This window comes from Vibrio sp. 10N.247.311.51, from assembly GCF_041467855.1.
GTDB classification, from domain to species: Bacteria; Pseudomonadota; Gammaproteobacteria; order Enterobacterales; family Vibrionaceae; genus Vibrio; species Vibrio coralliirubri.
In genome coordinates, this window is the sequence record NZ_JBFSVK010000001.1 from 411,467 (window position 1) to 425,030 (window position 13,564).

Consider the following 13,564-nt stretch of genomic DNA (forward strand, 5'->3'; position numbering starts at 1 on the left):
TACAAACTTGTATGGTCGTTATAACCTTATTTTATCGTTATAAACAATAGCTGCAGACGAAATGGCGTTCTCGTTTAGAATATTCGATTAACCTAAATTACGATTGAAGTAGCCCATCATGCGCCAAGGTCTTCCTACTCTATTATTTGCACTTGCTCCCTGCTTAATGACGCCAGCTGTTTTTGCTGAGGCAACACCACCAGCGATCGCGTCATCTGTCACCGACATTGAAAGCTCACTTTTCGAAAAGCATGCCGACTTAACGGCTGTTGAGAAGAAATTGGCTGACAAACAAAATGAAGTCGACAATCAGGCGCAGCAAACGGCACGTCTAGCTGAGTTATCAGCTCAAGTAGAGCAAACACTCGCAAAGGCGAAAGCCAGCCTAGAGCAAGATTACACGCGCATGATTGATGAGCCCGATTTCGATATCTCGCTTGCTCAAAACCGCTTCCAAGACGCTTGGAAAACCGTAAAAGAGGGCAAGCTTGCGATTTCAGACTCAGAACAGAAGCAGCAAGGCTTAGTGATGGAGCTTGAGGCTATTCAAGCTGAGAAAGCCGCGGCAGAAGCTTCAATCGCAAACCTGAACCAAGACAAGCTAAGGGCAAGAGCTGAGCGACTAAGAAACGAGATCACTCAGACGGAAGAGCAAACCGTTAGCTTTACCAACCGTTGCAGCAGCGATATGACACTGGCGCAATGTTCAGACCAAACGGTGACATTGGCACTTCAAAAAGCGGTAAAACAGTTCCAGCATAGCCTAGTGGACAACGCGACTGAATCGAAAACAGTGAAAGAGCACCTTGCGTCTGCTTCGCTGAACATTCACGTTCTGCAACACAAAGTGAAATCCTCTGGCTTCTCTGAAGATAACCGTTACCGAGCGGTGATTGCGGCGAACCTAGAAACTCGTCCAGATAAGAACACCCCTTGTCGCCTACTTGGTATTCAGTCATCAAACTGTTTCTCTCAAAGCGAGCAACAAGCCAACGACCAGCAAAAAGAAGTCGCTTGGGTTAACTTGGTGGTTCGTTCAAATCAATACAACGACAATGTCTCTATCAACGGCGTAAACTATGGCAGTACACCGGTTGAAGTGATGTTACCGACAGGCCAACACATGGTCACGATCGAAAAAGAAGGCTACCTTTCTTTCCATCAAGAGCTGAAGATAGCCCGCGATCACAACCTACGAGCCGTATTGCAAGCCAAACAAAATTCATTGAATGTCGGCACCAAGTTTGCTGATCCGATGGGTAACGACATTCAGAGCCCTGAAATGATTGTCGTCGGCTCGGGTCGCTACCTACTGGGTGAAAATAACGCACAACAAGTGACGATCAAACAGCCGTTTGCATTAGCCGCAACACCAACCCGTGTTCAAGACTTCAAAGCATTCGTAAAAAACACAGGCTACCAAACAGACGCTGAGCTGATGAACACCTGCGATACGTTCGTCAATGCAGAGATCACAACCGTTTCAGATAAAGACTGGCAGAACCCAGGCTTTAAGCAAGCTGATAACTCACCGGTCGTTTGTGTTAGCCAAAATGATGCCAAAGCTTATACTCGTTGGTTATCTAAAAACACAGGCTTTACTTACCGTTTGCCAACGCCACAAGAGTGGGAAGCTGCAGCAAGAGCAGGCCAAGACACCAACTTCTGGTGGGGCAATGAATTCCGTTCAGGCAAAGCCAACACAGGTTGGGCAGGTACACCTTGGTCAAACGTTAGCACATCTCCAGTTAAGTCATTCCTACCAACGCCAACAGGCTTCTACGACATGGTGGGTAATGTATGGGAATGGACAACCGTTCAGAAAGGCTTAGCGAAGGGTGGCGCGTGGAGCTTCTCTCCTGAAGAGGCAAAGGTGTTCAACGAACTGTACGTACCGCCTTCAACGGCAGCGAACTATCTAGGATTCCGAGTAGTACGAGAGCTGTAGGCTCCCTGTCACAGGCTCAGAATGCCAAATATTTACTCTAGGTTCTCAATTATCACATTGAGCAGCATTTATAGGGGAATTCCCCCCTTATGCATAAGCACTCCTAGGAGTAGATTCGTCGATAGAGTAGTAAGTCACTCTGGGTATCAAATTGATGCCTCAGTTTAATTTACCTGACCCTCGTAAATTAGACTGAAAATCTTCTACATGTCGACAAGGCATATCTTGTCTTTAGCCAGCCCCTCTTCAGGCTGGCTTTTTTTTGCCTGATTATCACCCTTTATGCCCATCGATTCTCCGTGATTGACACAGTTAAACAGCAGTCCGTTCAACTGTCAGTCACCCCTTATTTTTCGTACTCTAATTGCCATTGCAGCGCTATAAGAAACTGATATCATTGCCATACCTCAGCTTACGAGATAAAACCTTGCCAGATCCACTCAACTCCATACATCGTTCTTTATTCGAACAACTTCCAGGCTGCTGGGGCTGCAAAGATACTGACTCGGTCTTCGTGTACGCCAACCTTGCTTACAACCAATTGATTGGCTTAAAACCCAATGAGACTTGTACTGGCTTGACCGACTTCGACATGCCCAGTCAAACCACTGAGTGCGCACAAGATTTCAGAGCTCAAGACAAACATGTGATGGATACACGCAGTACCCTTAAGATCCTCGATATTCACCCCTATCCAGACGGACGCTGGCACGCCCATATCTTTACCAAAACCCCTTGGCTTGATGATGACGACAACGTCCAAGGCACCATCTTCTATGGCCAAGAGCTTACCGATACCGCGATCTTAGAGGTTGGTCATTGGGTTTGTCAGGCCACAGGAACAAAAGGCGATCAGGCATCGCTTGCGGGGTCAGAGCCGCGTGTGTCTAAACTGCAAAAGCGGCTGACTTCGAGAGAATCAGAGGTGCTGTTCTTACTGCTTTTCGGCAAGAAACCACAGTACATCGCGTCGACGTTAAACATTTCAATCAAAACGGTCGAAGGTCATGTCGCCAGATTGAAACAGAAATTCGATGCACGCAGTAAAAGCCAATTGATTGAGTATGCGTTGGATTCAGGATTGGGCTCAGTGATCCCAGAAACTCTGCTCAAAAAACAGATCTCTGTTGTTCTACACAGTGACTGATTGACTGTTCAACTGAAAATGCAGACAAAAAAATGCCGTTAATTTGATAAGTCTAATCAACGGCATTTTTGGATCTGTTAACAGCTAAGTGATCAAGCAGCCTAAGGTGCTAGGCGATCAATATCCCAACTATTGTCTTGGCGAGAGAACAAGAAACGGTCGTGCAAACGGTGTTCACCACCCTGCCAGAACTCAATGCTATCCACACGCACACGGAAGCCGCCCCAGAAAGAAGGCACAGGAATCTCTCCTTTGGCAAACTTCTGTTTAAGCTCTAGATATTTACCTTCTAAAATCCCACGTGCTGAGATGCGGCTACTCTGCTTACTTGCAATCGCGGCCAATTGGCTCTCTTTTGGACGTGACGAGAAGTACTTCATATTTTCCATAGCGGTCAGCTTTTCAGCCGTGCCCGTAATATGAACTTGTCGCTCAAGTGGATGCCAAGGGAAGTGCAAACTGATTTTGCTGTTGTGCTCAAGCTGGTGCGCTTTACGGCTACCTAAATTGGTGTAAAAAACGAACCCGTCTTTATCAACATTCTTCAGCAGAACAATTCGTTGGAATGGCTGACCATTTTCATCAACCGTAGCAACTGTCATGGCAGTAGGGTCCGTCAACTTCGCTTCAATGGCTTGCTCTAGCCATAGATTGAATTGCTCAATCGGGTCTGCGGCCAAGTCTTTACGTCTCAATCCACCCTTAGCGTATTCGCGACGAATATCTGTCAGTTCCATTTGGTTGCTCCTTTTAATTTTTTTGTGATTTTGCGCCGTAATCCTTTGAAACACAAGTCTAAGCCATGGTTTTGTCTCACAGAAGGTGCTCTGTGTTAACAAGATCTCGGTACTCTCTCCATCATATTGATAATCTTTATACAAACCGATGACAAGCAGAGATCCGAGTGACCAAAATACTGCCTAACCTAATGACGCCCTTTGTTTTATTCTCATTGTTATTGGGAGCTGCAGGGCTGACTGCAACCCACTTTATGGCAGTGCAATTCCAAGAAAAAATCGTCACTCAACAACTCGATGAAGCGGCGAATAAAGCCAATCTACAAATCGATTCTGAACTGGATAAATTCAAACAAATCCCAGATTTGCTCAGCCATGACCCGCGCTTGCTCTCTTATTTTGACTCATCACCACAAGCAGACAAGATTTCCGCTGCACAGCTCAATCAATTGCTGTTTGAATGGTCGAATCAAAGCCAGGCCGACACCATCTATATTCACGACCCGAGCGGTACTGTGGTCGCTTCCAGTAATTACCAAAAGCCTCGTACCTTTGTAGGTGAGAACTTCTCGTTTCGTCCCTACTTTGCTTCTGCCATACAAGGTAACAACACACAATATGTCGCGCTAGGCGCTCGCTCGAACGTACGAGGTTATTTTCTATCTTCACCTCTGTATATCGACAAGGAAATTGTTGGCGTTATCACCGTAAAAGTGAGTTTAGAGAATCTCGAAAACATCCTGACCAGCGACGATTTTGAGATCGTAGTACTCGACTCTAACCAAGTGGTCTTTCTATCAAGCCAAGCTCCGTGGCTTTACCATTCATTGTTGCCACTAACGCAGCAACAACAAACGGATATCGCACTTCAACGCCAATACGGTCAAAGCGAAATTTCGATCATCGAAACCTTTCGTTCTTCAAGCTCTCAGTCAGAAGCTAGCAACGCCAATCAATCTAATAACCTTAAATCCAATGAAATCCGAAAAGAGCTCACCGCCAACCAGTTATTCAAGCTTGGTGCTTTTAATCTTTACCCTGCAACGGTCAGCAACAACCAGTACCAAGTTGTCGCCCTAAAAGAGACCAGAGCTGAACTTATTAAAATCTTTCAGATCGATGTCATCTTCGTGGTGATTTACAGCTTGGTGATGCTCATCGCTTGGTCGTGGCGCCAGACTTATCTCGCGAAAGTGGCGTTGACCCGACTCAACCAAAACCTAGAGCAAACCGTTGATAAACGCACTCACTACTTAAAGCAATCCAATCAACAGCTACAACAAACCCTTTTTCAATACCAAGAGTCGCAGTCGAAGTTGAAACAGACAGAACAAGAGCTGACACAAACCGCAAAATTAGCGGTACTCGGTGAGCTGTCAGCCAGCATTAATCACGAAATCAACCAACCACTAGCAGCACTACGAACCTACAGTGAAAACAGCTTAAAGCTACTGGAAATGGAACGAACCGATTTGGTGAAAAGCAATCTTGAGAAAATGATTGGCCTCAACAACACCATTACCGACATAATCGCACGACTCAAAGTCTTTACTCGCAAGGTCACTAAACAAGAGCATCATGTGGCGAACCTGCATCAAGCGGTCAATAACGCCACCAGCATTCTCAGTGCGCTGATGATCAAGCAAGGCATTACGCTAAGGCTAAGCACGGTGCCAGATGACATCAATATTGCGATTCATCCAACCGAACTCGAACAAGTACTAGTGAACCTGATTCACAACGCGACTCAAGCGCTGCAACAACAAGTTCTTGAACAGAAAATCTTGCAGGAGCAACAAAACCTGGAAAGCGTTGACCAACAGGCTAGCCCACAGATAGGCATCGAATGGCAACTGCATCACAACTCATGTCAGCTGATCATTTGGGATAACGGAATTGGCATGCCGGATGACAAACTAGAACAGCTGTTCGACCCGTTTTTTACTACCAAACCGGAAGGTTTAGGGCTAGGGCTTTCAATATCGAAACGGATTATTGAAGCGTATCACGGCACGATCAGCGCGAACCGGTTAGAGCCTTCAGGCATGGTATTCTCGCTAAGCATCCCGTTATATAACGATAAGGGCTAACACGCCGTTATTATCGCTGATTAGAAAACAAATCTCACATACTGCTAAGGACTCGACTTTTGCACTCTATGCCTAAACTCTATTTTGTCGACGATGAACCCGCCATTCGAGACTCCGTAGAACAAGCCATGCTCATTGAAGGCATCGATATCGTCTGCTTTCCCAATGCTATTGAGGCATTAAAAAAAATAGATACCACGCAAGCCGGAATTGTCATCACCGATATTCACATGCCGGTGATGGATGGCATTCAATTGACGCAAAAGTTACTGAGCCAAAATCCTCATTTTCAGGTCATCGTGCTGACTGGGCATGGTGACGTGCAAACAGCGGTATCCGCAATGAAAGCCGGCGCTTACGATTTTCTGGAAAAGCCATTTGTGGTCGATGCCCTACTCACTGCCGTTAAAAAAGCCGCGGATAAGCTCGCACTGGTTGAAGAGAACAACCTATTGCGTAAAGAGTTGGCAATGCAAAATCAGGTTGGCCCAAAACTGATTGGTCAATCTCCATCGATGCAGGCATTGCGCCGAGAGTTGATCACCCTAGATACCAAAACCAATCCACTTCTATTGTTTGTTGGTGATTTAGGGACGGGGAAAAGGGTCACTGCACAATACACCCATGATTTACACAGTCATCAAACCGCAGAGCTTTGCCCTGTCGCTGCGTTTAATTTGCCACGCGGTGACGAAGCGACATTCCATCAGTTTGTTTTGCAACTGTTCTTGAAGCACCGAGGTGGAACACTCTATATCCATGAGACAGAAGCATTAACTCAGGATCAATGGCTTTGGTTAGCGAACCTAAAACCCACTCTACTTCGTGAAAACTCATGCAAGACCAATGCAACTTGTATCATTATCGCAACTACAGTAGTTCCTACTACAATTGTAGGTGAACTGCGCCGGTTTAATTTACTACCCTTGGCGCAAAGAACGGAAGATATTGGCTCTTTGTTCAAACACTTTGCTCGTGGTGCAGCCAGTCGCTATCAACTGCCGCCACCCATCATTACAGAAAAAGAGATTCAGCGACTCATTGCAACGCATTGGACGGAGAACATTCGTCAGCTTCGCCAACATGCCGAACTCAGAGTGCTGACTCAAATTAAGCAGCCGTCGCTCGACAGAGATACTAATGAGCAAAATGAACTCGATATGAGCATTGAAGATCAACAACAGTCGTTAAACCAACGCACCGATAGCTTTGAACAAATTATTTTGATTGAGGCGCTACATCGCCATCAAGGCCGTTTAAAAGAAGTACAACAAGAGCTGCAGGTATCGCGAAAAACACTGTATGACAAACTAAGAAAGCACCAGCTCGATAAAACGGATTTCAAGAACCGATAGGTCTTAAAAAATATATAAATTCAAAGATTTAAAGGAACAAAATCTTAACATTTATCAGAAGTAAGAATACACTCAATAGGCTTGCACTTTTATTTAGCGAACAAGGACTGTTATGAGTCAGAAAAATTTCAGCAAATTGAACGAGACCGAGCTTGAGTATGTCGATGATAAAACAGCGGCACTGCTCCTCAATACGCCCACCAGTGCGCGTATTATGTTGTGGGTGATCGTTCTGTTTTTTATTGCTGCTATTGGGTGGTCTGCCTGGGCAGAGATCGACAAAGTTACCGTTGGCCAAGGCAAAGTGATCCCTTCCTCTCAGATCCAAGTGGTGCAAAACCTTGAGGGTGGCTTGGTTAAAGAGATCTTAGTTAGAGAAGGCCAAAGCGTTCAAAAAGGTCAACAACTACTATTGATCGATGACACTCGCTTCCGCTCAGACTTCCGCGAACGTGAACAACAAGTTGCCAATTTAACCGCCAACGTATTGATGCTTTCAGCCTCATTAACCAGTGTTGTTATCGACGAAGAGTTCTCTGAAAAAGAATGGAAGAAAAGTGTCACTCTCGATTATGGCAAGCTTGCGTTCCCACCTAAATTCTATGAACTTCAACCTCAACTGGTTAATCGTCAAAAAGCAGAATATCGTCAAGATCTCAATAATCTGAGAAACCAACTTTCCGTTTTTGATCAACAAGTTGAACAGAAACAACAAGACCTTGTCGAAATTAAAGCGCGTGTCGATAACTTAAGACAGAGTTACCGATTTGCCCGCCAAGAACTGGATATCACCAAACCTCTCGCCGATGAAGGGGTAGTACCACGAATTGAATTACTTAAACTGCAAAGACAAGTGAACGACACTCGCCGAGAAATGACTTCAAGCGAGCTAAAAATCCCTCTGCTACGCTCAGCAATCAAAGAATCCATGCTCAGCCGTATTGATGCCGCATTGAACTTCCGCTCGGAACAACAAGAAAAACTCAATCAAGCCCAAGACAAGCTCTCTGCAATGACCGAATCGGCCGTTGGCCTAGAAGACAGAGTAAACCGTACCGTAGTGGTTTCTCCGGTAACTGGCACCGTTAAAACACTCGGTATTAATACTGTCGGCGGTGTTATCCAACCGGGTATGGACATCGTTGAGATTGTACCGACAGAAGACTCTCTATTGGTTGAAGCGAAAATCGCTCCTCAAGACATCGCCTTCCTACGCCCAGAACTGACAGCCATCGTTAAATTCAGTGCTTACGACTTCACTAAATACGGTGGTCTAGAAGGCGTGCTAGAGCACATCAGTGCCGATACCACTCAAGATGAAGAAGGCAATAGCTTCTACATCGTGCGCGTGCGCACCGAAAAACACAATTTTGGACAGAACGAAGAGTTGCCAATCATTCCAGGTATGACCGCCTCTGTCGATATCATCACGGGTAAAAGAACCGTGCTTGAGTACATGTTGAAGCCACTATTAAGCGCTCAAAACAATGCACTAAAAGAGTAAGGACGTTTGATGTTTGATAACGCCTTTCAATACACAGCAAATAGACAAGAGCAGAGGCTATGAAGTCTCGGATTTCGCTATTGCTGCTGGTCCTCACCTCTTTTACCTCTGTGGCGCTCAACAAGAGCGACCAACGGTGGATAGATGCGGTGACCAAAACCTACGGCGACAGAGCCGGAAAGCGAGTGGCAACATGGCGTTCAAATATGACGTCATACGACGGATTAAGTGAAAAAGAGAAGCTCAGGTCGGTGAACCAGTTCTTCAACCAGATGTACTTTGTCGATGACAACATACTGTGGGGAAAGAATGACTACTGGGCAACACCACTGGAATTTTTAGGCAGCAACGCCGGTGATTGTGAAGACTTCACTATCGCAAAATACTTCTCTTTGCTTGAACTGGGCGTCCCAGATAAGAAATTACGATTAGTGTACGTAAAGGCACTTGAGCTAAATCAGTTCCACATGGTGTTGGCGTATTACTCAACACCGAGTGCAGAGCCACTAATTTTGGACAACTTAAACCCTGAAATTAAACGCGGTTCCAAACGCCCAGATCTACGACCAATTTACAGTTTCAACGGTAAAAACCTTTGGTTGATCAAGTCGGCAGCAGGCAGCGGCAAGTTAGCAGGGAAATCTTCAAGATTGAGCTTATGGAACGACTTACGTTCACGTGAGCGCTCTCTAAAATTAAACAAACCCATTATCAATTACGATGAGTAGGTACAATGACTTTATATAAACAGCTTGTGGTCGGGATGGTTGCAGTGTTCATACTGCTGATGACGTCAGTTTTTATGATCGAATTCAATACCACCCGTGGATACTTAGAAGAGCAGCAACGCTCTGAGGTAAGTAATACCATTAATACTGTTGGACTGGCTCTCGCCCCTTACCTAGAAGAAAAGGACAAGGTGGCAGTAGAGTCTGTTATCAACGCCCTGTTTGATGGCAGTTCTTATTCCGTCGTTCGATTAATCTTTCTCGACAGCGGTGAAGACATTCTCCGCTCATACCCTGTAAAGCCAACCGGCGTACCAGAGTGGTTTACCAACCTAAACCTGTTCGAACCTGTTCATGACCGCCGCGTGATCACCAGTGGCTGGATGCAATTGGCCGAAGTCGAGATCGTAAGTCACCCAGGCCCTGCCTACGATCAACTTTGGCAAGCATTCATCCGCTTACTGAGCATATTTGGCACGATCTTCTTGCTCGGTTTAGTGTCTATCTCTTGGATCCTTAAGCGTGCTTTACGCCCACTCTCGTTGATCATTACTAAGATGGATCAGATCGCTAAGAATCAGTTTGGCGAACCACTGGCTCGTCCAAAGACAAAAGATCTGACCTTGGTTGTCGATGGTATCAACCACATGTCGACTCAAGTTGAACTGGCATTTAAAAACCAAGCGAAAGAAGCTCAGAAGTTACGTGAAAGAGCGTATATCGACCCTGTATCTCAGCTAGGTAACCGTGCTTACTACATGTCTCAGTTAACTCAATGGTTAGAAGAGTCGAGCTTAGGTGGTTTAGCGGTACTTAAAGCGGAGTTTATTAGTGAAGAGTACGATGAAAAGGGCTATCAAGAAGGTGATGCCTTGGTTCATCAACTGGCTGAACAGCTACAGGCTTCAATTTCATCACCAGACATTACCATCGCTCGTATTTCTAGTGACGAATTTGGTTTCATCATGCCAAACATTGATGAGAGCGAACTGAAACTTGTCGCGAGCAGCATCGTAAACTGTATTCAGAGCCTAGGTTCAGACCCAACAGGTACTGCGAATCCACATATTGCTCTTGGTGTGACCTACAGCAACAAGCGTAAAACCAGTACTGAAATCATGTCGCTGGTGGATAACGCACTTTCAAGTGCCAAGGCGAATCGAGAACTTGCTTACGGCTACGTAACCGCAGACGATCACGGCGCAGTGATGGGCAAACAACAATGGCGTATGTTGGTTGAAGAAGCGATCATCAACGACCTCATTACCTTCCGTCTGCAGGCTGCAAACAATGCCTTTGGTAAAACGTATCACCAAGAGGTGTTCTCTGCGATTGAAAAAGATGGCGTGCGTTACGGTGCTAACCAATATCTATACGCCCTAGAGCAGCTTGAAATGAGCCACATTCTCGACCAATACGTTATCGAGAAGATGATTGAAAAGCTCAATGCAAAAGAAGTAACCAGCCCTGTCGCTATCAATATTTCACCAAGCAGTATTTCTCAACCAAGCTTCATCCGTTGGATCGGTAAGACGCTTGAACAGAATGCTTCAATCGCTCATTTGCTGCACTTTGAGATTCCAGAAAACTGCTTCATCAACGTTCCGCACTACACGGCACTCTTGTGTAACACCATTCGCAACGCTGAAGCGGTGTTTGGTGTCGATAACTACGGACGTAACTTCCAATCACTGGATTACATCAACGAATACCGTCCAAGCTATGTGAAGCTAGATTACCTGTTCACACATAACCTTGATGACGAAAAACAGAAGTTCACCTTAACGTCGATCTCTAGAACCGCTCACAACCTAGGCGTCACCACCATCGCGTCTCGAATAGAAACTCAGACTCAGCTAGATATCCTGTCTGATAACTACGTAGAAGTGTTCCAAGGCTTCATTGTTGATAAATAGTTGTAAGGGTTATATCACATGCAAGATCCACTATTGAACTCACTGATCTACGTTAGCCGGTATTACGGGTTAGCTAACTCGCCCGAAGCGTTGATCAATGGGCTACCACTATCCGATGGAAAGCTAACCCCTTTCCTATTCCCTCGCTCTGCTGAACGAGCAGGGTTAGTGGCGAAAGAAAACCGTTCCGACTTAGAAAAGATCCCTCACCTGATACTGCCTGCTGTCTTACTGCTTAAACAAGGCGAGGCGTGCGTTCTCAACAGTATCGATTTAGAGAAGCAAGAAGCGGAAATCATTACCGCGGAAAGCGGAATGGTGCCAATCATCATTCCTGTCGAAGAGCTGAAAGAACAATTCATCGGTCGCTACTTCTTGGTAAAGAAACAGTTCCGATATGATGAACGTTCACCAGAGGTTCTAAAAACACGTAAAGGACATTGGTTTTGGAGCACTATTTGGGAATCTAAAAACATCTACCGAGATGTGTTGATTGCCTCCATTCTGATCAACATCTTCGCGATAGCCGCGCCGATGTTTACACGCTTGGTGTACGACAAGGTAGTACCCAATCTCGCCTTTGAAACTTTGTGGGTGCTAGCGAGTGGTATCTTTGTCGTGTTCCTATTCGATTTGCTGCTCAAATTGATGAGAAGCTACTTCATTGATGTTGCTGGTAAGAAATCCGATATTCTCATTTCCTCCAAGCTGTTCAGTAAAGTACTGGGGATTCGTATGGAAGCAAAGCCTGCTTCTGTCGGTGCTTTCGCTAAAAACTTGCAAGAGTTCGAATCCATTCGTGAATTCTTTACCTCTGCAACCATTGGCTCGTTAATCGACCTCCCCTTTGCACTGATGTTCTTAGCACTCATTTGGTTAATGGCTGGAAACCTTGTATTCGTTCCCGTTGCTGGCGTGGTCATTTTGATCGTCTATGCATTGCTAATCCAAGGCCCACTGCGCCGCACCATTGAAGAAGGCTCTCGTCTTGCTTCGCAGAAGTACGCAAACTTGATTGAGAGTTTGGCAGGATTAGAAACGGTTAAGCTGTTCAGTGCACAAAGCCAATTCCAATTCCGTTGGGAAGAAGCGGTTGCTCACATGGCAAATTGGAATATCAAAAGCCGACGCATCACAGACAGCATCCAAAACACCGCCGGCTTCGTTCAGCAAAGTACTAATGTAGGTATGATCATCTTTGGCGTGTACCTAATAGCGGAAGGCGAACTTACTATGGGTGGCTTGATTGCCGCGACCATGTTGAGCGGCCGAGCGATTGGTCCTCTTGTTCAGTTGTCTTTGCTTTCGACTCGTTACAACCAAGCGAAGTCGTCAATGACTCTGATTGAGCAAGTGATGTCGATGCCTGATGAACAAGAAGAAGGTAAACGCTACATCCACCGTCCGATTATTCAGGGTCATATCGCACTAGATAAGGTGACGTTCCACTACCCAGATTCACCAGTGGCTTCTATCAGAGACTTAACCCTCAATATTAGCCCAGGCGAGAAAGTAGCAATCATTGGTCGTATTGGTTCAGGTAAAACCACACTAGAACGTCTGATTATGGGCCTGTACAAGCCCACAGAAGGCCATGTACGCATTGATGACACCGACATGGAGCAACTGCATCATGTCGACGTACGACGCAATATAGGTTGTGTTCCGCAAGACAGTAACCTGTTCTACGGTTCGGTAAGAGACAACATTACTTTAGGTCGCCCTTTGGTGGATGACCGTGACGTGATGGATGCAGCGAACCGTGCAGGCGTAACTGCGTTTACTCAGCAAGATCCTGCAGGTTTAGAACGCCAAGTCGGTGAAGGCGGTGCGTTACTTTCTGGTGGTCAGCGTCAGTCGATTGCAATTGCCAGAGCCTTCTTAGGCCGTCCGCCAGTGTTGTTAATGGATGAACCAACCAGTGCTATGGATAACCGTTCAGAGATGCACATCAAGCACCAGCTTAACCAATTGCTTCCAAGCGAGACGTTAATCCTGATCACACACAAAACGTCGATGCTGGATATTGTCGACCGCGTGATTGTAATGGAGAAAGGCTGCATTATTGCCGATGGTCCGAAAGCGCAAGTTCTGTCAGACCTCAAACAAGGTAAAGTAAGAGCGGTGAGCTAGAGCGCT

Annotated in this window: 9 protein-coding genes; 8 read left to right on the forward strand and 1 reads right to left on the reverse strand. The window is 45.8% G+C overall.

Translation table 11 applies throughout. The features are described from left to right. Positions 1-118: 118 nt before the first annotated feature. Positions 119-1,948 (forward strand): SUMF1/EgtB/PvdO family nonheme iron enzyme, encoded by a 1,830-nt coding sequence (locus AB6E85_RS01825; RefSeq protein ID WP_372141194.1) that lies wholly within the window; start codon positions 119-121, stop codon positions 1,946-1,948. A gap of 364 nt (positions 1,949-2,312) precedes the next feature. Continuing rightward, positions 2,313-3,095: a helix-turn-helix transcriptional regulator gene (locus AB6E85_RS01830; RefSeq protein ID WP_032547136.1), complete on the forward strand. Its 783-nt coding sequence runs from the start codon at positions 2,313-2,315 to the stop codon at positions 3,093-3,095. A 101-nt stretch (positions 3,096-3,196) separates the two neighbouring features. On the opposite strand, the gene pdxH is transcribed toward AB6E85_RS01830, so the two are convergent. Then, on the reverse strand, positions 3,197-3,832 hold the full coding sequence (gene pdxH, locus AB6E85_RS01835; protein ID WP_017061203.1) for a pyridoxamine 5'-phosphate oxidase: 636 nt from the start codon (positions 3,830-3,832) through the stop codon (positions 3,197-3,199). Between the two features lie 167 nt (positions 3,833-3,999). Between pdxH and AB6E85_RS01840 the strand changes: the two genes are divergently transcribed. The 6 genes from AB6E85_RS01840 (at position 4,000) to AB6E85_RS01865 (ending at position 13,558) form a co-directional block, all read left to right on the forward strand. After that, on the forward strand, positions 4,000-5,922 hold the full coding sequence (locus AB6E85_RS01840; RefSeq protein WP_372141196.1) for an ATP-binding protein: 1,923 nt from the start codon (positions 4,000-4,002) through the stop codon (positions 5,920-5,922). 68 nt (positions 5,923-5,990) lie between these two features. After that, a complete protein-coding gene (locus AB6E85_RS01845; RefSeq protein WP_372141241.1) occupies positions 5,991-7,277 on the forward strand; it encodes a sigma-54-dependent transcriptional regulator in 1,287 nt (428 codons plus the stop codon). 112 nt (positions 7,278-7,389) lie between these two features. Next, the gene (locus AB6E85_RS01850) at positions 7,390-8,781 is read left to right on the forward strand and encodes an HlyD family type I secretion periplasmic adaptor subunit (protein ID WP_372141198.1); all 1,392 of its coding nucleotides are present in this window, start codon (positions 7,390-7,392) and stop codon (positions 8,779-8,781) included. Positions 8,782-8,840: 59 nt separating this feature from the next. Next, the gene (locus tag AB6E85_RS01855; protein ID WP_019823329.1) at positions 8,841-9,509 is read left to right on the forward strand and encodes a transglutaminase-like cysteine peptidase; all 669 of its coding nucleotides are present in this window, start codon (positions 8,841-8,843) and stop codon (positions 9,507-9,509) included. 5 nt (positions 9,510-9,514) lie between these two features. Next, positions 9,515-11,425, forward strand: a complete 1,911-nt coding sequence (locus AB6E85_RS01860) for a LapD/MoxY N-terminal periplasmic domain-containing protein (protein WP_048610189.1) — start codon at positions 9,515-9,517, stop codon at positions 11,423-11,425. A gap of 18 nt (positions 11,426-11,443) precedes the next feature. Next, positions 11,444-13,558 (forward strand): type I secretion system permease/ATPase, encoded by a 2,115-nt coding sequence (locus AB6E85_RS01865; RefSeq protein ID WP_372141200.1) that lies wholly within the window; start codon positions 11,444-11,446, stop codon positions 13,556-13,558. Positions 13,559-13,564 lie beyond the last annotated feature (6 nt).

Bases quoted from the DNA above. Each gene is read 5' to 3' on its own strand.
- AB6E85_RS01865 (WP_372141200.1), top strand. From the start codon at position 11,444: ATGCAAGATCCACTATTGAACTCACTGATCTACGTTAGCCGGTATTAC.
- AB6E85_RS01850 (WP_372141198.1), top strand. From the start codon at position 7,390: ATGAGTCAGAAAAATTTCAGCAAATTGAACGAGACCGAGCTTGAGTAT.
- pdxH (WP_017061203.1), bottom strand. From the start codon at position 3,832: ATGGAACTGACAGATATTCGTCGCGAATACGCTAAGGGTGGATTGAGA.
- AB6E85_RS01855 (WP_019823329.1), top strand. From the start codon at position 8,841: ATGAAGTCTCGGATTTCGCTATTGCTGCTGGTCCTCACCTCTTTTACC.
- AB6E85_RS01845 (WP_372141241.1), top strand. From the start codon at position 5,991: ATGCCTAAACTCTATTTTGTCGACGATGAACCCGCCATTCGAGACTCC.
- AB6E85_RS01860 (WP_048610189.1), top strand. From the start codon at position 9,515: ATGACTTTATATAAACAGCTTGTGGTCGGGATGGTTGCAGTGTTCATA.
- AB6E85_RS01825 (WP_372141194.1), top strand. From the start codon at position 119: ATGCGCCAAGGTCTTCCTACTCTATTATTTGCACTTGCTCCCTGCTTA.